At 45.7% G+C, this 20,799-nt stretch carries 15 protein-coding genes; 9 read left to right on the top strand and 6 right to left on the bottom strand.

Annotated elements, in window-relative coordinates:
* The first annotated feature begins 503 nt into the window (after window positions 1–503).
* The 5 genes from petC to PN462_RS11925 all read left to right on the top strand — a co-directional run bounded on the left by petC (window position 504) and on the right by PN462_RS11925 (window position 6,821).
* On the top strand, window positions 504–1,046 hold the full coding sequence (gene petC, locus PN462_RS11940; RefSeq protein WP_272128466.1) for a cytochrome b6-f complex iron-sulfur subunit: 543 nt from the start codon (window positions 504–506) through the stop codon (window positions 1,044–1,046).
* Window positions 1,047–1,101: 55 nt separating this feature from the next.
* Window positions 1,102–2,094 carry a cytochrome f gene (petA, locus tag PN462_RS11935; protein ID WP_272128465.1) on the top strand — a complete coding sequence of 331 codons (993 nt, stop codon included), beginning with the start codon at window positions 1,102–1,104 and terminating at the stop codon, window positions 2,092–2,094.
* Window positions 2,095–2,808: 714 nt separating this feature from the next.
* Window positions 2,809–3,108, top strand: a complete 300-nt coding sequence (locus PN462_RS11930; RefSeq protein ID WP_272128464.1) for an RNA recognition motif domain-containing protein — start codon at window positions 2,809–2,811, stop codon at window positions 3,106–3,108.
* 841 nt (window positions 3,109–3,949) lie between these two features.
* Window positions 3,950–4,141: a hypothetical protein gene (locus PN462_RS23535; protein WP_443029151.1), complete on the top strand. Its 192-nt coding sequence runs from the start codon at window positions 3,950–3,952 to the stop codon at window positions 4,139–4,141.
* Between the two features lie 241 nt (window positions 4,142–4,382).
* Entirely contained in the window at window positions 4,383–6,821 is a 2,439-nt protein-coding gene (locus PN462_RS11925; RefSeq protein WP_272128463.1) for a GH116 family glycosyl hydrolase, read from the top strand.
* Between the two features lie 184 nt (window positions 6,822–7,005).
* On the opposite strand, the gene PN462_RS11920 is transcribed toward PN462_RS11925, so the two are convergent.
* Complete coding sequence (locus PN462_RS11920; RefSeq protein ID WP_272128462.1) at window positions 7,006–8,265, bottom strand: Zn-dependent hydrolase; 1,260 nt, start codon at window positions 8,263–8,265, stop codon at window positions 7,006–7,008.
* A gap of 244 nt (window positions 8,266–8,509) precedes the next feature.
* Between PN462_RS11920 and PN462_RS11915 the strand changes: the two genes are divergently transcribed.
* Both PN462_RS11915 and PN462_RS11910 read left to right on the top strand, forming a co-directional pair.
* Window positions 8,510–9,367 (top strand): DUF2267 domain-containing protein, encoded by an 858-nt coding sequence (locus tag PN462_RS11915; RefSeq protein ID WP_272128461.1) that lies wholly within the window; start codon window positions 8,510–8,512, stop codon window positions 9,365–9,367.
* A 349-nt stretch (window positions 9,368–9,716) separates the two neighbouring features.
* Window positions 9,717–11,216, top strand: coding sequence for an ATP-binding protein (locus PN462_RS11910; protein WP_272128460.1), 1,500 nt, complete (start codon window positions 9,717–9,719; stop codon window positions 11,214–11,216).
* Between the two features lie 37 nt (window positions 11,217–11,253).
* Here the strand turns inward: PN462_RS11910 and glpD are convergent, their stop codons facing one another.
* The 5 genes from glpD to PN462_RS11885 all read right to left on the bottom strand — a co-directional run bounded on the left by glpD (window position 11,254) and on the right by PN462_RS11885 (window position 17,203).
* Window positions 11,254–12,951, bottom strand: a complete 1,698-nt coding sequence (glpD, locus tag PN462_RS11905) for a glycerol-3-phosphate dehydrogenase (RefSeq protein WP_272128458.1) — start codon at window positions 12,949–12,951, stop codon at window positions 11,254–11,256.
* A 134-nt stretch (window positions 12,952–13,085) separates the two neighbouring features.
* Window positions 13,086–13,274 carry a hypothetical protein gene (locus tag PN462_RS11900; RefSeq protein WP_272128457.1) on the bottom strand — a complete coding sequence of 63 codons (189 nt, stop codon included), beginning with the start codon at window positions 13,272–13,274 and terminating at the stop codon, window positions 13,086–13,088.
* A gap of 74 nt (window positions 13,275–13,348) precedes the next feature.
* The gene (locus PN462_RS11895; protein WP_272128456.1) at window positions 13,349–13,531 is read right to left on the bottom strand and encodes a hypothetical protein; all 183 of its coding nucleotides are present in this window, start codon (window positions 13,529–13,531) and stop codon (window positions 13,349–13,351) included.
* 91 nt (window positions 13,532–13,622) lie between these two features.
* On the bottom strand, window positions 13,623–15,131 hold the full coding sequence (ggpS, locus tag PN462_RS11890) for a glucosylglycerol-phosphate synthase (protein WP_272128455.1): 1,509 nt from the start codon (window positions 15,129–15,131) through the stop codon (window positions 13,623–13,625).
* Window positions 15,132–15,700: 569 nt separating this feature from the next.
* The gene (locus PN462_RS11885) at window positions 15,701–17,203 is read right to left on the bottom strand and encodes a phytoene desaturase family protein (protein WP_272128454.1); all 1,503 of its coding nucleotides are present in this window, start codon (window positions 17,201–17,203) and stop codon (window positions 15,701–15,703) included.
* Window positions 17,204–17,423: 220 nt separating this feature from the next.
* Between PN462_RS11885 and sir the strand changes: the two genes are divergently transcribed.
* Window positions 17,424–19,328: a sulfite reductase, ferredoxin dependent gene (gene sir / locus PN462_RS11880; protein ID WP_272128453.1), complete on the top strand. Its 1,905-nt coding sequence runs from the start codon at window positions 17,424–17,426 to the stop codon at window positions 19,326–19,328.
* 413 nt (window positions 19,329–19,741) lie between these two features.
* Window positions 19,742–20,239 (top strand): cupin domain-containing protein, encoded by a 498-nt coding sequence (locus PN462_RS11875; protein ID WP_272128451.1) that lies wholly within the window; start codon window positions 19,742–19,744, stop codon window positions 20,237–20,239.
* The last annotated feature ends 560 nt before the right edge of the window (window positions 20,240–20,799 follow it).

Here is a 20,799-nt window from a genome sequence, read left to right as displayed (position 1 = left end):
TTCCGCCCCCTTACAGCTAATCCGGTCTAGAGAAACGACCAGTAGTGTTAATCCGCAATACCCCTGGAGAGCTATTCGCAGCTACGGGAAGGTTATCTCTCCCCACTCCCTCACCTCACGAAGTAGGTGGGGGTCATTGAAGTTAATATAGTTATTCCTTCTCATAAACCCCCAGTAAATGGTAATTTTCTGTAATAATTTAAGGCAGGGATGTAAACCTTTTTTAAGGTTCTAAGCCAAAACGCTCTGCCTAGTGGACAGTGACCCGGACAAAATGAGACCCTAACCCTTGGGAAAAATCCCCTCTCAACTTGGAGAACCTAAGACCTTCAAGTTAAAGGAGATTTGAACCAAGCTATTTCTGTCGCGTAATTTGCGGGGACTGTCAAACACCACCACAACGCAATACTCCTGCGCTGATGGTCTTTGCCTAGCAGAATTTTGAGCAATTCTGAGAAAATCCTGCAACTTCTTAACAAAAGTATAAACTCTAGTATTCGGTTATGACACAAATTCCAGCCTCCTCAGATGCACCCAATATGGGTCGTCGTCAATTTATGAACTTGCTGACCTTTGGGACAGCCACAGGGGTTGCCTTGGGTGCGCTGTATCCCGTCGTCAAATACTTTATTCCCCCGTCGAGTGGGGAGTCTGGCAGTGGGGTGACAGCTAAGGATAAACTGGGTAAACCCATTGCAGCGAGTGACTTTCGAGACAATCATAAAGCTGGCGATCGCGTTCTCAGTCAAGGGATTAAAGGCGATCCCACCTACGTCATCGTCAAAGACAATGGAGAATTATCTGGCTTTGGGTTAAACGCCATTTGCACCCACTTGGGATGTGTTGTGCCTTGGAAAGAAAGCGACAACAAATTTGTTTGTCCTTGTCACGGGTCTCAGTACAACGAAAACGGCAAAGTGGTGCGCGGGCCAGCCCCTCGTTCCCTTGCCTTAGTTCACACCCAAACCAGTAACGATGGCAACATTGTCTTTACCCCTTGGAAAGAAACCGACTTCCGCACCGACAAAGAACCTTGGTGGACTTAAACCCCCAGAGCAGAAATAGACCAATTGAGTTAATTTAGTACCGTTTAGAATTGAGATGAGAACACAGTCTTTAATTTCCGTTTTGCTGCGATCGGGTCGCCAATGGCTGACAAAAGCAGCACTGGTCTTTTTAGCAACGGCAGCCATTCTCTTAGCCAATGGCTTCGCCTATACCCAAACCGCCGCCGCCTACCCCTTCTGGGCTCAAGAAACCGCACCAGAAACGCCCCGTGAAGCCACAGGGCGCATTGTTTGTGCCAACTGCCACTTAGCGGAAAAGCCCGCCGAAGTCGAAATCCCCCAATCTATCACTCCGGATACCGTCTTTGAAGCAGTGGTCAAAATTCCCTACGACTTGGATAAACAACAAGTATTAGGAGACGGTTCAAAAGGCGGTTTAAACGTTGGGGCCGTCTTAATGTTACCCGAAGGCTTTAAAATTGCCCCAGCAGATCGCATTCCTGAAGAAATGCAGGAAAAAGTGGGCGGCGTTTATTTCCAACCCTATCGGGAAGACATGGAAAATGTGGTTTTAGTCGGACCCTTACCTGGAGAACAGTATCAGGAAATTACCTTCCCGGTCTTATCCCCCAATCCCAAAGAAGACCGTAACCTGCACTTCGGGAAATATCCTATCTATTTAGGGGCAAACCGTGGCCGCGGCCAAGTGTATCCTGCGGGAAACAATAGTAATAATCGGCAAGTGAAAGCCTCTACTGGTGGAACAATCCAACAAATCAGTAAAAACGAAGCGGGCGGTTACACTATCACCATTGCCAAAGGAGACGAGAAAACCGTTGAAGAAACCATTCCCGCCGGTCCAAGTTTAATGGTTTCCGAAGGGGAAGAAATTGCAGCCGGAGACGCTCTCACCGAAGACCCCAACGTAGGTGGTTTTGGTCAAGAAGACACAGAAATTGTCTTACAAGACCCCGTGCGCATTGGTTGGTTAATGGTCTTCTTAGCCGCAGTGGCCTTTACTCAGGTCTTCTTAGTTCTCAAGAAGAAACAAATCGAACGAGTCCAAGCGGCTGAAATGAATTTCTAAGTTAAGGAATGACTGAGGGGGCAGTTTTTGTCACCTTCTTTTGAGCCTTAATCCAAGGGTGGAGGAATCTATGGGGTTTCTTCACCTTTTTGGTTTTTGGTTGGTAAGCATTCAGCGATCAGCCGCCAACTATCAGTTCTAAAAGAAGGTAATTTTAATCCATTGAGTTGCTTCGATGGGAATCCACGGGATTTTAATCCGTAGCGGCTGCCTAGTTATCTGGTGTTAAGAGTTAATGCTCTTTACACAAGACATTTTTTGTGTTAAAGAAAAAGCATTCACAAAAATCCAAGGATTTCCTTGGGGGAGTCCTTGAGAAAAATCACGCAGTATGGGTCAAGGAGTGTTACCATATAGCCATTGAGGATAAAGAATCGGTAGATCATCATTGCTTTCAGTATTGACTGTTGTTTCGGTATTGACAGGTTTGTTCTCCGAACTCTTGACTCTCCACAATCGGGTCTGAGGTGGGGCGCATCTTGGACGGTAAACAAAACGCTTGCAGAGACGGTCTGACAAAGATTCCTAGACAAAGATTCCTAGTAGTCGCGTTCAGAGTCAACGAAGCAAGAAGAAGGGTCGAGACGGTTTCAACCCATCCCGTTACCTTCTTTCAAACTCCCTAGCGTCACATTCCATTGATGGAATGAAGGGGCAGGGGGTACGTCACACCAAGAAACATTACTTGCGCTTATCGAGGAGATCATCCTAGCAATGTCGATTTACATAGGAAACCTGTCCTATTCGGTTACTCAAGACGATATTACTGAAGTCTTTGCCGATTACGGAACAGTCAAACGAGTTCACGTTCCGACAGACCGCGAAACAGGTCGGATGCGGGGTTTTGCCTTCGTGGAAATGGATTCAGAAACCGAAGAAGCCACAGCCATATCTGAGTTAGATGGGGCAGAATGGATGGGTCGTGAACTGCGAGTCAACCAAGCAAGACCTCGTGAAAAAAAGTCTTTTAACAATACCAATGGGAATCGAGGCCGTAAAAACAATCGTTTCTAGCATTTTATAGCTGTTCTGTACTAGCATTCTCCCTAGCAACAGGGTGGGATGCTGGTGCGGGAGAGACGATTGAGCTTGAATTTTGTTGTATTGAATTTCGAGCTATGATTGTTGTGGTGGTTGGAATTCCCAAGGTGGGCGACCTGATATGAAATGGGCTATTAAAGGAGCGGTGGTGAAGCAACCCAGATTTGGGTTGGAGTTGGCCTTCTAGACCTGAAAACCAAGACCGCTCGTTGAAAGCTAGACATTGATTGGTATTGTTCGATTGGTATTGTTCGATTGGTATTGTTCGATTGGTATCGTTCGATTGGTATTGTTCGATTGGTATCGTTCGATTGGTATTGTTCGATTTTTGTTGACCTAGAAAGGGACGAGGAGGCAGACTTGGGCTATAAATCCTAGAAAAAGGTAGGCTACCTTCAGAGAGTCATCACGCCTAAGTGTAAACGCCAGCACTTGGCTCTGTGGTTTGTAATTAAACTGAAAACCAACGCTTTTTTTGTACTGTCTAACTGTACTGTGGGGCGCACAGGAACAGCCTAAAATCAAGCCTGGAGAGATATGCCTCTGGGGTCTAAATGCTCGCCCTCAAACTTGATTGAAATTGAGTCAACAACTCAGATTTTTGTTGGGGAGAGAAATGGGACAAGTTCCCCTTTTAGATGTTAAGCATGGTCAGTCAAGCAGGAATCTCACATTATATAATCTATCGAAATTGCTCGAAATGTGAGAACGTCAAAGTATTCGTCAGTTAGAATGGCGATCGCGCTTTTGGGGAATTCATAAACCCTCAAGGTACACCCCGAAAGCGTTTTGTTGTGTCAAACGGGAGAATCTCATGTCCAAACGTCGCAATCTCAAAAAAGAGAAAGCCTCACGCAATAAAGCCTACGCCCGGCAGTTCCGTAAGAGAACCTCTCGCTCCTCCTACCAAAATCGGCGTTTTTCGTCCAACAATAGTAATAACAACGATCAAAATCAGGACGACAAACAAACCAGTGAATCTTCCTCATCATCAGATCGCTCATGAGGAATTGGGCTTGAACAATCTGTCGTAATGGACAATAGACAATGGAAAATGGACAAGGGATAATCAAAAATTATCAATTGTCCTCCTGTCTCTCCTCAAGCCACCTAGACTTTTTCTAGGGGTTTTTGTGGATGCCGTCGTCACATCAAACGATCAAGTTTGAGTACGTTTTAGAGAACGGACGGACAGGAAATATACTAGACTGAAAGACAGTAGCCCCAATACTTAAATCAGCGAGGAAATGCAGTTTCAAATTCCCCGTCCCCAAATTCCTGACTGTGCTTGGCAACGTCCCATCGGCCTCGGTTGGGAAAAGCCTTATACGGTGCGTTATGCCAGTAATCTAGATGATGGACCCTGGCATGGAATGCCATTAGGTGGACTGGGGGCGGGGTGCATTGGCCGTTCTCACCGAGGAGACTTCAATCTCTGGCATTTAGACGGGGGAGAACATATTTTTCAATCCCTGCCCGCTTGTCAATTTAGCATTTTTGAACAACCGGACGGAGAAGACGCGCAAGCCTACGCCCTGTGTACTGAGCCCCCAGAGGATGGCACGCTCTCGCGCTGGCAATGGTATCCCCAGGGAAAAGGGACTTATCATGCCTTGTATCCCCGCAGTTGGTTTAAATACGAGGGCGTTTTTCAAAGCGAAATTATTTGTGAACAGTTTTCACCCCTGTGGGGAGGAAACTATCAGGAGTCCAGTTATCCGGTGGGAATATTTGAATGGACCGTGCATAACCCCACCGATAAACCCATCACCCTGAGTATTATGCTGTCGTGGCAAAATATGGTGGGCTGGTTTACCAATACCTTGAAAAAGCCCCAAGTCACGGTGCGGGATGATGGCAGTCCCGAATACGAATATCGCCCCAAATGGAAAGATAGCACAGGCTGTTATAACCAGTGGATTAAAGACTTTTTTCGGGTGGGGTGTTTGTTTAACCGGGTGCGTCTGTATGATGACGTGCAAGAAGGAGATGGACAGCTAGCGATCGCCAGTATTACCAACCCTGCCCTAGAAGCCTATTATATGGGGCGTTGGAATCCCGAAGGCGACGGCGGCGAAATCTGGGACTATTTCGCCCATAATGGTACATTACCCGACCAAGAAAACGAAACCGCCGCAGAACCTGGCGAACAAATCGCCTCCGCCTTTACCGTGCGGTTTACTGTGCGGCCAGGCAGAACCAAAAAAATTCCCTTCATCCTCGCTTGGGACTTCCCCGTTACGGAATTTGCCCAAGGTGTTAATTATTTTCGTCGCCACAGTGACTTTTTTGCCCGCACCGGGAAAAATGCTTGGACTGTCGTGCGCACTGCTCTCAAACATGGGGATGTGTGGAAAGAAAAAGTCGAACATTGGCAAAATTCCATCCTGAAACAGGAGGACTTACCCGACTGGTTGAAGATGGCCTTGTTTAACGAGTTGTATCTCTTAACCGACGGGGGGACTCTCTGGACTGCAGCCAAGGAAACAGACCCGGTGGGGCAGTTTGGTATTTTAGAATGTATGGATTATCGCTGGTATGAAAGCCTTGACGTGCGCTTATATGGCTCTTTTGCCACCCTCATGCTGTTCCCTCGCTTAGATAAAGCGGTTTTAGAAGCCTTTGCCAGAGCTATCCCCACCAGCAACGACACCCCCCGCATTATCGGCTATAACCAAGCCCAAGCCATCCGTAAGGCCAAGGGAGCAACCCCCCATGACTTAGGGGCCCCGAATGAGCATCCTTGGCAACAGACCAATTACACCAGTTATCAAGATTGTAACCAGTGGAAAGATTTGCCCTCGGATTTTGTCTTGCAGGTGTATCGAGATTATTTACTCACTGGGGCCACCGATACGGACTTTTTGTGGGAATGTTGGGGGGCGATTCCTGTTACCTTAGCCTATTTAAAGGGATTTGATTTAGATGGGGATGGCATTCCAGAGAATTCCGGGGCCCCGGATCAAACTTTTGATGATTGGCAGTTGCGGGGGATGAGTACCTATTGTGGGGGGTTATGGATTGCGGCGTTAGAGGCTGCGATCGCTATTGGTAAGATATTAAAAGACCATCCCGCCCCCCGGCCTGAGTTAGAGCCAGAGAATTATCCCGCTTGTATTGAAAACGTGATACAAACCTATCAGGACTGGTTACACCAAGCGCGGTCTGTGTATGAGAAAACCCTGTGGAATGGGGAGTATTTTAATTTAGACACCGAGAGTGGGTCTGATGTGGTCATGGCCGACCAACTCTGTGGTCAATTTTACACCCAACTTCTGGGGCTTCCCGATGTCATCGACCGAGAAAAGGCCAAAATCACCTTACGGAAAATTTATGATTCTTGTTTCTTAAAATTCCATAACGGCAAATTTGGTCTGGCCAACGGTGTTAGACCCGATGGTAGTCCCGAAAACCCCGACGACACGCACCAATTAGAAGTTTGGACAGGGATTAATTTCGGGTTAGCAGCCTATATGATCTTGATGGGGATGCAAGAGGAGGCTATGAAAGTTACGGAAGCAGTAGTGAAGCAAATTTACGAGAATGGCCTACAATTCCGCACCCCGGAAGCAATTACGGCAGTAGGGACATTTCGAGCGAGTCATTATTTACGCGCCTTAGGCATTTGGTTAATTTATGGAGTTTTAACAGACTTTAAGCAAGAGTTATATAGCAAAAATAAATGATTTATAATAAATCAAAAAGTAATAAAAAACTCTACAAGCCCTATCCCTATTCCCTGTTCCCCGTTCCCTGTTGCTTTTTACTACCAAGTTTTTGACACCATCTATTTAGGATTGCTATAGAGATGGAAAAAATAGAATGAAAAGCCTCAAAATCTTCAACATAAAGGGAGCTTACTACTGGATTTTAGGTGTATTCTCGATGGAGATAATATTGGTCTAACTTTAACAAACTGTGGAGCAGTACGGTTGTGCCTTTGGCGCAGTCTTCGGGGGAGGTGTATTCACTTTCGGAATGGGAGACTCCAGACTCGGAGGGGACAAAAATCATGCCCATATCGGTGATGTTGGCCATTTCTTGGGCATCGTGACTGGCCCGACTGGGGAGGTGGGTATAACTGAATTGTAACTGTTCACAGGTGGCTGCGATCGCGCTTTGAATAATATCATTGGCCAACGCCGGAGCAATTTGCAACCGAGAAGTTAAGCTAATCTGGGTTTGCGTCTTCTCTTGAATTTCCTGCAACTGTACCTCCAATTGCTGTAATAAACGCTCAATATGCAGACTAGATAAGTCTCGAATATCCAAACTCATCTCCACCTTCCCCGGTACAACATTCACCGCATTGGGATACACTTGCAATTGCCCCACGGTTGCCACTTGTTGCCCTGGAGTATTCCCCACTTCATGAACCGCTAACACGACCTGAGATGCTGCCACCAGTGCGTCCTGTCGCAGATACATGGGGGTTGTTCCGGCATGGTTAACACTCCCCTCAATGGTAATCATAAACCGTTGTTGTCCCACAATCCCCTCCACCACGCCAATGTCTTTCCCCATAGAATCTAAAATGGGCCCCTGTTCAACGTGCAGTTCGAGAAATGCAGCGATATCTTGTGAACTGCGACGCGCTTCATGAAGATGATACCAGTCTCCCCCAATGCGTTGTAAACAGCTTTGAATGTCCTCGCCATCGGGCCGACAATAATAGGCCGAGTCATTGATAATATTCCCGGTAATGGCTTTTGATCCTAAAACACTCCCTTCTTCATCGGTAAAGATGATGACTTCCAAGGGATGTTGAAGACGAGTGTTACTTTCTTGGAGGACTCGCACAACTTCTATTCCTGCAAGGACTCCTAATGCTCCATCATAGCGTCCTCCGTTGGGGACGGTATCTAGATGGGACCCGGTGGCTAAGACTGGGAGATGGGGGGAGTTTCCTTCGTAGCGGCCAATTATATTCCCTGCGGTGTCTATGCGGACGGTCATTCCGGCCTCTTGCATCCATTGTTGCACGGTTTGGCGGGCGGCAATATCTTCGGGGGAATAAGCGAGACGACGGACTCCTCCTTGAGGAAGACGGCCAATTTCGGCCAGTTTTTCAATACTTTGCAGGAGACGATCGCGGTTCACTAATGATGCTGAAGAAGTTACGGTAGCCATATTTCACGTCAAATAATGCCTAATCTAGCCTATTGTAGGCGGTTTGCTGACAACTGGGTGAGCTTGATGGGGGAGTCGGGAGAGAAAGGAATTGTCAGATGTGAGAAGTCTGTCTCTTGGTTTCTGGCCAAATTACATTTCTATCGAAAGACGGAGGACAAAATTCCTCAATCAGTGGATGTGAGACCGAAGGGAGGACGGTTAAGATTATTTTGTGTTGATAAATAATGAATGACAAATCTATATGACTATTACCATAAGAGACGATATTGTATATGTTTTATTGCGGAAGATTGGCCAAAGTAACGAGACAGGCCAACAGTCCGTTGATTTTGAGGCCACGGACTTCACGGGAATTCCCATTACTCCGGCTAATTTTTTAGGTCATCTGGATTATCTGAACCAAGAAGGGTATATTGAAGCGGAGTTTACGGGGAATGCCTACGCGACACAGGAGGATGTTCCCGATCTCGTGAATATGGAAGAAGTTGATCTGCGGGTGGCCAATACGTTAGGGGCCGCGGATGGGCCGCTTCCTCATTTGATCCGTTTTAAGAAAGCAACTCTGACGGAGAAGGGGAAGGAAATGTGGTCGCAAATGGAGTCTAAACCCCCACAGATTATTGAAGAAGGACCGGCGGTTCCGGCTGCGGCTACTCAGAACTTGTCTTTCTTGGAGAAGATACAATTAAAAGGGGAATTGAGCGATCTCTACGATGCGCGAGATTTAGCGGTGATTGTCTATCGTACTATGCGTGACTTGATTCCCACGGATGAAGTGGACCGGGTGGCCGATGAGTTAGATGATGCAACGGTTCAACCGACGGAGGAAAAAGCCTTACAATACGATGTGGCGCAACTGTGGCAGGATACAAACCCTCTGGTGGGTTGGTTGAGTCGGTTACGGTCTCCCTTGCATTTTGATGATGATACGTTTATTTTCCGTATTAACCAAGAGGGGGGTGTTCCCAAGGGGACTACGGGAGAACGAGTCATTAAGGCGGTTTTTTCGGCTACTAAGGAAGAATTATCTCAGGAACGGGTTAATGCGATCGCGCAATTTCTCCCCGGCCAAGTGAAACAAATGTGGCAAAGTGCCTAATTTTTTGCCAATCTCTGCATAAATCCGACTACAGGAGTCTTCGGACTTCTGTTTTTCTTTTGAGAGGGGCCAGAATTGTGCGATCGCAAACAGTCTGGACTTCCGATTTCGATCACAATCGAATCATTCCCCCTTCCGTAAACTGGGAGTCAACCTCTGTATTCCCAATCCCAGCTACTTTTAGAAGAAAGTGGCCTGAAAAATTTTGCCAATTATCCGAAAAACTACAGAGAACTATTGTAAAACTTTAGTAAAGCTCTGGCGTATATTGTCCGGATATTCCGCAAAATGGTTGGAAAACAGACCAACCCTGTAATTCGTTCGCTATTCTCTCATAAAGGGAAAAACAATGAGTGGCACTTCCTCCAATTCCAACATTCAATCCCCTGAAACCCGTCTTACAAAAGAGAGTCTTAAAAAAGAAGGACGAGAGAATTTAACCCTTGTTCTTCCTCTCAACCAACGTCAACCTGAAACAAGTACAATGGGGGACTTTGTTTATTCCACCTATCCAGTTCACACCCTACATCTTAATTCTACTTTAGCAGAATTAACCCTGTACCGTGCTTCTCTCGACATTAACAGTCAGGGAGAAACCGCTAGTCGTTTGTTTGAGGAAAATTCCAGCCTACCTGGTCTTATTTTATATCAAAATAAAAACTATGTGGGGATGATTTCTCGACCCCGTTTTTTTGAAAAAATGAGTCGCCCCTATAGTCTAGAATTATTTTCAAAACGGTCTTTGTCTCACTTTTATGATTATCATGGAACGGAGGTGTTGCAACTCTCTCAAAATACCACAATTGTGGCCGCCGTTCAGGAAAGTTTAAAGCGACCGATTGAACGCGCTTATGAACCCATTGTGGTCGCTATTGATAATGAAGATTATGCAATTTTGAGTGTTCATGAGTTATTATTTGCCCATTCTCAAATTCATTTATTAGCAACTCAAGCATTAAAGGAATCCGAAGAACAATTAAAGGAACAAGCCTGTCATTTAGCAGAAACTATTCAAAAGCTGAAAAAAGCGCAAACGCGACTTATTCAAGCGGAAAAGATGTCCGCATTAGGGCAATTAGTTGCCGGAATTGCCCATGAAATTAATAATCCTATTAGTTTTGTTTACGGGAATATAAAGCACGCTCAGGCTTATTTTGATGACCTGTTAAAATTACTTAATTTATACCAAAAACATCACCCCCATTGTCATTTAGAAATTCAAGATTTTATTGAAAGTATTGACCTAGAATTTCTTGTAGAAGATACCCCAAAAGCAATCAATTCTATCGAGATAGGTGCAACGCGCATTCAAGAAATTGTACAATCTTTACGGCTGTTTTCTCGTTTAGATGAAGCGACCTTAAAAGAAGTAGATTTACATGAAGGGATTGAGAGTACCTTATTAATTTTACAAAGTCGTTTAAATGCTCAATCTCAGCGTCCTGCTATTCATATTCAAAAAGACTATAGTAAGTTGCCGAAAGTGGAATGTTATGCGGGACAATTAAATCAGGTCTTTATGAATATTTTAAGTAATGCCATTGATGCGTTAGATGGGGTTACAGAAGACAACCCCACCCCAGAAATTTGCATTCGCACAGAGCAAACCCCATCGGGCAATATTGGCATTACTATAGCCGATAATGGGCCAGGGATTCCCGATAATGTGCAAGAGCATCTGTTTACCCCCTTTTTCACGACAAAACCCATTGGAAAAGGGACTGGGTTAGGACTCTCGGTAAGTTATGCTGTGATTGTAGAGCGACACAAGGGAGAATTATCTTGTCGGTCGAAAGTAGGTCAGGGAACAGAATTTTATATTGAAATTGCTCCCCGACTCAAGACCTAGAGATGTGGGTTATACAGCACATCTGCGAGGGAAATGATTAAACTTCCTGCATGACCGCTTCTTCTTGGGTTTCTAAAGCATAGTCAGGAATGCAGTTGTTACTCATATAGTGATGATATTCGACCACCGCGCGATCGCATTTTTCGGCACTCCATCCACAGAATTTCTGGGCCACCTCCACCATGATGGGGACCGCATCCAACCCATAATGATCCTGCATAGCAATAGTCGTCCGACGACGAGTAATATCTAAGAAAGTATGGGCCATCTCCGAGCGAATGGCATAGACAATTTGTGCTTTAATATCCGGGAGACGAGGCGAAATCGCTTCCGCTAACTCTGGGGACTCATCCACCAGTTTTAACACCTCAATGCCTTTCGACCCATACAGTTTAAAGAGATGCTGAATAGTAGGAACAGAGACTAAATGACGATAGTCATGGATGGCCTGATCAATGCGTTTATCGGTTTGCAGAATACATCCTGGTAAAGGACGTTGGAGAGTGGGACAATGGGGGATTTTTTCCCGTCGTTTTTGATACACCCAGTCCACAATTTCTTCCCCGACATGGCGGAAAGTGGTAAGTTTCCCTCCAATGAGGGAGAGCAGATTATTTACTCCTTCCTTACGATGATGATAGAGAATATGCTTCCGGGTGAGTTCGCCCGGTTTCTTGCCTTCTGCATAAGGCAATGGCCGCACTCCGGAGTAAGTAAACTGGACATCATCCCGTGTTAGGTGGGCTGTGGTAATGATGAGATTGGTTTCTGCTAAGAGATAATCAATTTCTGCATCATCCGCTTTAATGGTGTCTAAACTGCCATCGTAGGGGAGATCAGTTGTGCCGATTAAGACTTTACCGAGGAAGGGGACGATAAAGAAAGGACGACCATCGGTTTTCGCTTCCACATAGAGGGCCGTTTCCGGTGTACCGGGGAATCGATCAACAATAATATGACTGCCTTTCGTACCGCCAATTTTGCGGGTTTTGCCAATGGGAGCTTTTTCTTGTTCCTCTGCATCTTTCCCCCGTTGACAAATATGATCCACCCAAGGGCCAGAGGTGTTGATAATAAAGGTTTTTTCGTGGCCGGAAACGGTGAAGGTTTCCCCGGTTAATTGATCTTGGCATTGGACTTGGGTAATGCGATCGCGCTCTCGCTCCAACCCCGTCACCTCCACATAGTTTAACACCGTCGCCCCAGCATCCTGAGCATCCAGGATAGTTTCGAGACACAACCGTTCCGCATATTCGGCCTGTCCATCGTAATATTGCGCCCCTCCCTTGAGGTTTTCCTTATCCAAAGATCGGAATAACTGCTCAAAGTTCTGTCTGGGGAGCATCCGGTGCAAGGGAACAGTCTTATCGTAGCTGAAGATATCATAAAGGATCATCCCAGCCCAAATTTTCCAATAAGGGCGCGATCGACCACCATACACAGGCACAGTCAGCAACAACGGTTTCACTAAATGAGGTGCTGTTCGTAACAACACCTCCCGTTCTCGCAACGACTCCCGCACCAAGGGGAACTCAAAATATTCTAAATACCGTAAACCCCCGTGAACCAGTCGAGTGGACCAACTCGACGTACCTCCAGCAAAATCTTGTTTTTCAATCAGAATGGGTTTGAGACCTCGCAATGCAGCATCCCGTGCCACTGCTGCACCATTAACCCCCCCACCAATAATAATGAGATCGTAGGTTTCATTTTGGATCGTTTGAAAGTCTCGCATAATTATTGATAATGACTTCAACAGGCCCGAACTCAGTAGAGTTCCTGAAGTTCTGCCCTCTATACCTTATGCTAATGGCAATTTTGAGAAACTCCCATTCAATCCTGCAACAGGTTCAATGATCCATACAACCACTATCCGTCCCGCAACGCTTCGACTTGTTCAACCGATAACCCTGTTCCTTGAGCGACTTGCTCAACTGTCATTCCCATGTTTAACAATCTTTGCGCCACTTCTTGGATTCCTTCAACTCGGCCTGCAGCAAAACCTTCAATCCGGCCTTTCTCTTTCGCTTCCTGTTCAAAAATTACAGATTCTCGCATCACATCCCTCCGTAAAACACGATGAATGAAATCCTTCTCCAATACTAACCCAGCCAACAGGGAAGTAGAAGCCGTTAAATTGGCTTGTAATCGCTCCTCTTGGCCGATTGTTGCAGCATCAAAGAATCAGCCCGAATGGGTTCTAAGAGGAGTTCTGAGGGTTTGAGTTCCGTGAGGGGGATGGGTTCACCAATGAGCCAACTGGCGAAGTCTTGGGCGAACTGTTGAGCGAGAAATTTGCACACATTGTCATACATAACACACCCCCCAAATACAATCCCCCCAAATCATAACTTTGGGGGGCAAGATTCGCAAAATCCGGGAATTCTTCCCCGAATGAATCAAGAATTAAGTGGCAACAGGTTCTTTTGCTTTTCCTGTTTCCTCTTTGATTTCTTGGAATAACTCAAACAAGTGATCCGCCCAATATTTCACATCATATTTGGTCACGGTTTGATACATCGTTTCCATGGTCTTTTGTTGGTCTTCCGGTGACATGGCCAAGGCTTTATCAATGGCCTCATTCATGCGGTCAATGGAGTAAGGATTGGTTAAAATAGCTTCAGGAAGTTCTACTGCTGCCCCAACAAACTCAGAGAGGACTAACACCCCATCTTTGCCTCCGTGGGCGACAATGTACTCTTTGGCTACTAAATTTAACCCATCTCGTAAAGGTGTTGTCCAGCAAATATCGGCGGCTTTATATAACCCAATTAGCTCATGAAACGGTAACGGTTGGGTAAATAACAGAATGGGAGTCCAGCCAAATTTGGCAAACTTGCCGTTAATTTTACCCGCCAATTGTTCAATTTTATTTTGGGCGTTTTTATACACCCGCATTCCTGGCGCAGGACTCACACAAGTCATAAGAAAAGAGACTTTTCCGTGTAACTCCGGACGACGTTCTAATAGTCGCCCATAGGCTTCTAATTTTTCCTGATTCCCTTTCACATAATCCACCCGTCCTGCTGCAATAATTAATTTGCGGCCTTCTAATTCCTCTTTGACTTTGGTGATATGCTGCTGGGTTTCCTCTTTTTCGACGGTGTTGAGGATGTGTTGAGGGTTTGTGCCAACAGGGAAAGCGTCAATTCTCACCAGTTGGCCTTTATACCGGAGTTTGCTGATGACTTCTGGTTCGGCCAAGGCTGTCCCAACGGGGGTAATATGTTCGGGAACGTCGGATTTTTCTACGACTTCCACTTCCCGTAAACTGCGGGCCACATTGACGAAGTTTTCGGAGTAGCGAGGGATATGGAAACCAACTACATCACAACAAAGTAAACTATCAACAATGGCTTCTCGCCAAGGCAAAATATTGAAAATATCTACACTGGGGAAGGGGGTATGGTGGAAGAAGGCAATCCGCGCATTGGGTTTTTGTTGACGGATGTAATAGGGGACTAACCACAGGTTGTAGTCGTGAACCCAGATTAACGCATCATCGGCGGCTTCTTCGCAGGCCGTTTCTGCAAACATCCGGTTAATTTCTTGAAAGTTGGCCCAGTCGGAACTTTCGTAGGTGAAATGATAGGGGAAGGAGTGGAGAATGGGCCAGAAGGCTTCTTTGGAGGTAATGTGGTAGAAGTGCTTCACTTGGTCGGCACTGAGGGGAATACGGCAAACGTCGTATTTTGCTTCCCCTTCGATGCTGACTTTCTTTTCAAAGTTGGCTTTTTGTTTCTGGTTTACTTGTTTCCAAGCGATCCAAGTCCCACTTTCAGAGGTTTCAAAGAAACTTTTTAGGGTGGGGACAATGCCGTTGGGACTTTTTTTTGGTAGATAACGAGTTACCCCATTTTCGACTACTTCGTCGTAGGGTTCTCGGTGGTAAAGGATAACGAGATCGGATTTCATGGTGTGTTACTGGTAATGTTTGCTTTACTTCTCAAGTCGTGACGGGATTTCAATTCAACACTTTTGGGGATGAATCTCGCTTACCGTCGGACTGATGGACAATTCTGGTTTACTCGATTTAATTTGACAATTTGCCTAAATATACGCAATTCTATCGCTTTACAGGGATAGTGGGATAGGAAGTCTTGGGGGAAGTCTTCTTTGGGTGAGATAAGCAGGTCTCAATCTAGATTGGGACTCCTAGAGAAATGATAATAATACAACTCAGGTGAGATATACGGCAATTTTTTGAGCGTTACGGCTCTCTGTTGAGTACGCTCAGGCTTTTTTTTGTACGATACCGAATAATGGCAAAAATCCCAACTCTGTTGGAGATTTTTAAGCTCTAAAGGGCTTATTAATGGGAAAAATCCCAACTCTGTTGGAGTTTTGTAAGCTCTAAAGGGCTTATTATGAGCCTGTAATGGGGAATGGGTCTCCCAAATATTCGCTCTCGTTGTGAAGTTTTTGGTGCGTTACGCTGTCGCGCTTCGCACCCTACTGGCTGGTAATGGTTTACTGGTAACAGTTTACTGCTCTAAAGAACGGCGGACTTGTTGGGGGGGAACTAGGGTGTTGGCGCAGAGGAGGCCGGAGGCGGCTACGGCGGGGACTCCAATGCCGGGTAGGGTGCTGTCTCCGACTCGATAGAGGCCGGAGATGGGGGTGAAACAATTGGGGAACATTCCTTGGTTGGCGGGAATGGCTGCACCGTAAGTGCCTTGGTAGCGGTGGAGGAAGCGTTCGTGGGTGAGGGGGGTGCCGATGAGTTCGATTTTGATGCGTTGACGAATGTCGGGGATGATTTTTTCGAGGGCTTGATATAGGGGGCGCACTCTGGCTTTCTTTTTGGCTTGATAGCGGGCATCTCGTTGCCATCCTTGATAGGGTTCTAGGGTGTAGGCGTGAACGGTATGATAACCATGAGGTGCGAGGGTTTTATCCCAGACGGAGGGGATGGAGATCATACAAGTGTTTCCGGGTTTGGTGATGTCCTGCTCTCCGTCTAGGAGGACGACATGATGGCCGGCTAGGTTTTCTAACCCTGTTCCATCAATGCCTAAGTGGAGGTGCATAAAACTTTCTACGGTTGGGGTTTTTAGCTGTTGGGTTTTGTAGCGTTGGGGTAAGTCTTGGGGGTTGAGGAGTTTGCTGTAGGTATCCCAGAGGGTGGCGTTGGAGATGATGATGGGGGCGTTAAGGGTTTCTCCGTGTCGCAGACGAACGCCTTTGACTTGGCCAGACTCGACTAAGATTTTCTCGACGGGGGAGCATAACCGTAGTTCTCCTCCCCACCGTTGTAAGCCTCGGATGAGGGCTTGGGCGATGGCCCCACTCCCCCCTACAGGATATTCTACTGGCGTTCGAGACCGTTCCCCTAACATGAAGGCGACTTCTGGGGCGATTGTTCCGTTGGCGTTTAGGCCGGATAATAAGAAGCATTCTATGTCAATTAATCGTTTCACCCAGGGGTCTTGAATGGTTTTCTCTACGATATCTCCTACTGAAGATTGTATTAAGGGGAGTTGGGCTAGAATTTGCCCTAATTTTGCCCAATACTGTTGTAGGAATATGGGGAGCATTTGCCAATCAGACCGTAGTTCTGTTATGGGCATATCTTTTAAGGCTGTATAGAGGGATAATAGACGGTGGGTGAAGGTTTTTAATTCTTTTGCGCCTTGGGGGGTAAACTGGGCTACGGCTTGCTGATATTGTTCTAAATTACAATGAATGGGCATTGTCCCTTCGGGGAAATGATAATATCCCAAGGGGTCGTAGGGGACGGTTTTCAGGGATTCTCCTAAACGGTCTAGGACTAATTTGAGGGGGTTTAAACTGTGGCTATGGGGACCGATTCCACAATAAAAGGATGCGCCGGAGTCAAAATGAAAGCCTCGAAAGTCAAAGCTATGGACTGCTCCGCCGGGGATGCTGTGGCTTTCTACAATTAACACTTTTTTGCCGTAGCGGGCGAGTAATGCGCCTGCGGTGAGTCCACCTACTCCACTCCCAATGACGATGGCATCTACCATAGGATTTGAACTCCTAAAAATTTACTTTTCATCTTGCCATCTTCTTTGCTCTTGACCAAGATTTAATGTTTTTTAATTAAAAGTGCGATCGCGCTTCCCCTAACCCTGTTATAATGGGAACTCCAGTCAAAAGACCGCAATCCCGACCGATTTACCGGACATAATAACCCGGGATTGAACAACAGGGACATTACGCCAACGCACGAGACAGCAAAATCTTATGGTTCAAACGACCGCCAACCCAAACAAAAAACTCTCCAAACTCGAAGGCATTAAAGAACGGAGTAACTATCTCCGCGAACCTCTGGCCAGTGAACTCCTCGAAGATACAGACCACTTTAGTGGTGATGCGGTACAAATTCTCAAGTTCCACGGGTCCTATCAACAGGACAACCGAGACAACCGGGTGAAGGGACAGGGCAAAGATTATCAGATGATGCTCCGCACCCGAAACCCCGGAGGTTATATTCCGCCCTCCTTATATCTCACCCTTGACCGTTTATCCTCCAACTACGGGAATAATACCTTGCGCGTCACCACTCGCCAAGGCTATCAACTCCACGGCATTCTCAAGAAAAACTTAAAAGCCACTATCAGTGATATTGTACGGAATATGGGGTCAACCTTGGGCGCGTGTGGTGACTTAAACCGTAATGTGATGGCCCCACCGGCCCCCTACAAAAACCGTAAACCCTATCAACTGGCTTGGGAATATGCGGATTATATTGCAGACCTCCTTACCCCGCAAACGGGAGCCTATTATGAAATTTGGCTTGATGGAGAAAAGGCCATTAGTGGGGAAGAAAACCCAGAGGTGAAGGCCGCAAGACAGCGTAATGGCAATGGGACGGTATTCCATGATCAAGAAGAACCCATCTATGGGGTTCATTATATGCCTCGGAAGTTTAAGTGCAGTGTGACTGTACCGGGGGATAATTCTGTTGATCTTTATACTCAAGATGTGAGTTTAGTGGTCATTACGGATGAAAATGAGGAACTGCAAGGGTTTAATGTCTATGCCGGAGGGGGTATGGGACGCACCCATAATAAAGAGGAAACCTTTGCGCGGATGGCCGATGAAATTTGTTATGTGGCCAAGGAAGATGTCTATGACCTGCTCAAGGCTATTGTAGCAACGCAACGGGATTATGGCGATCGCGTGCAACGTCGTCACGCCCGCATGAAATATTTAATCTACGACTGGGGAGTAGAGAAATTTAAAGCCAAACTGGTGGAATATTTCGGCAAACCCCTCGAACCCTTCCAACCCCTACCCCCGTGGAAATATGAGGATTATCTCGGCTGGCATGAACAAGGGGACGGTAAGCTATTTTTAGGCGTTTCCGTAGAAAATGGCCGGGTGAAAGATGAGGGGAAATTCCGCCTCAAAACTGCCCTGCGGGAGGTGGTGGAACAGTTCCAAGTTCCCATGCGTCTCACCCCCAACCACAATATTATCCTCTACGAAATTGACCCCAGCCACAAAGCGGCGATTAATAATATTTTGGCCGAAAATGGGATACAAACAGACCCCAATCAAATTAACCCGCTTACTCGCTATTCTATGGCTTGTCCGGCGTTACCCACTTGTGGGTTAGCCATTACGGAGTCGGAACGGGCATTACCGGGGATTGTAGAACGGATTGAGGCATTATTGAAGAAATTAGGCATGGAAGACGAGCATTTTGTCATTCGGATGACCGGATGCCCCAATGGTTGTGCGCGGCCTTATATGGCAGAATTAGGCTTTGTGGGCAGTGCGCCTGGGAAGTATCAAGTTTGGTTAGGGGGAAGTCCTGATCAAACTCAGTTAGCCCGTCCTATTGTAGAACGACTCCCGGAAGAAGAAATTGAGAAGTTTCTTGAGCCGATTTTGGTTTATTTTAAGCAATATCGGCAAATGGGGGAAAGTTTTGGGGTATTCTGCGATCGCGTGGGGTTTGATGCCTTACAAGAATTTGCCTCTACTTATACCCCCCAAGAGGCCGTCCGCAAAGGCCGCAAAATTCGCTATCGGGTAGGGGTTCACGATGATGTCTATGAACGTCTCAAAACCACTGCGAAAGAACAGAATAAGTCTATGACTCAGTTAGTGGGAGAAGCATTAGACGCATATTTGCGCTAATTCTCGCCCATCATCATACTTTTCTTGTCCTTTTCCATTATCTTTTCATCTCCCCAACTTGGGGAGATTTTTTATTACTAATACACATTTCGTGCTATTTGTCAATTGTTTTTTCAAAATAGAAAAATAGAGCTTTTCTAGGCTTAGTGTTTTCCAGTTTTTCTTTTTCCTCAATTTTTATAACTGCTGAGAGATTTTATGATATAAAAAATAGTCAAGGACTATAGCATTTTCGCGCTGAGATGCAAAACCCAATGAGGTTTTACCCTAACACCCAAAATTCCTGTATGACTGACCCTTTCCAGTTCCGGAGTTCTCTATTTTTTTTCTAAACAAATCAGTTGACAACTCAAATAAAAACGCTATAGATAACAATCCAGATCAACAGATAGAGAATCACCCAAAAACACCCTATGAACAAAACAGAGATTATCCAAAAATTAAATTTAACCCAGCATATTGAAGGGGGTTACTTTGCAGAAACCCATCGGAGTCTGCAAGAGATGAGAACGCAACGAGACGGGGAAAAACGTTCGGTTCTCACCTCTATATTTTACCTATTAACCGATGATAGTCCTATTGACTATTTTCATAAAAATAAGTCGGATATTGTCCATTATTTTCATACTGGTTGGTCAATTACCTATTTAATTCTTCATCCCAATGGACGTTTAGAGAAACAAAAATTGGGGTCTAATTTAGCGGCTGGAGAGGTGTTACAATTAGTGGTAAAAGGGGGGTGTTGGAAAACAGCGATTTTAGAGGAGGGAGAATATGGGTTACTCGGTGAGTCTGTGTCCCCTGGTTTTGACTTTCGAGATATGCAAATTGCTGATGAGAGTTTACTCTATGAATTCCCCCATCTTCAAGCAGAAATTAAACCCTATATCCAACCGAGTTATGTGGTATAATCTACCTTGGCCTTGGGTTAGAAACCCAAGTAATAGCTAAAACCCGTTAAAAACGGGTTAAGAGGCTTTAAGTTACAGTTAGATTTACCCTGGCCTTGGGTTAGAAACCCAAGGCTAATAGCTAAAACCCGTTAAAAACGGGTTAAGAGGGTTTACATTACAGGTTAGTGTTATGAGAAGCTATTTTAGAGCTTACCAGAAACCAATTAACAATATTTGAAAGCTGACCAAATTGAGTAATTGAGTAATTGAGTAATTGAGTAATTGTCATTTAGGGTTAACCTCTAGTAGGCGATTTACTTGACTTTTTTGGACATTAGGCTACAAAGCCCTACTTATACCCCTCCTAGAGTTTTCTGGCCCGTGCCGGATGAACAGGTTTCAAAGGTGTTTGATTTTGGGCAGGTTTATGAGAAATGCGTAATTGCACATGATTGTAAGGGCTTCTTCAGCCACTCAGTTAAACTGTAAGGTTTGCCTCGACAAACTTCAAAGGGCTTTTTACGTCTGTAACACTACCTCCACTCATCGTTGGTGTTTTGTTTAATTACAGACCACAG

The sequence above is a fragment of the Spirulina sp. CS-785/01 genome, assembly GCF_028330525.1.
Lineage (GTDB): Bacteria > Cyanobacteriota > Cyanobacteriia > Cyanobacteriales > Spirulinaceae > JAQMSD01.
Note: the sequence above shows the minus strand (reverse complement) of the source record. Positions and strands in the feature narration are given on the sequence as shown.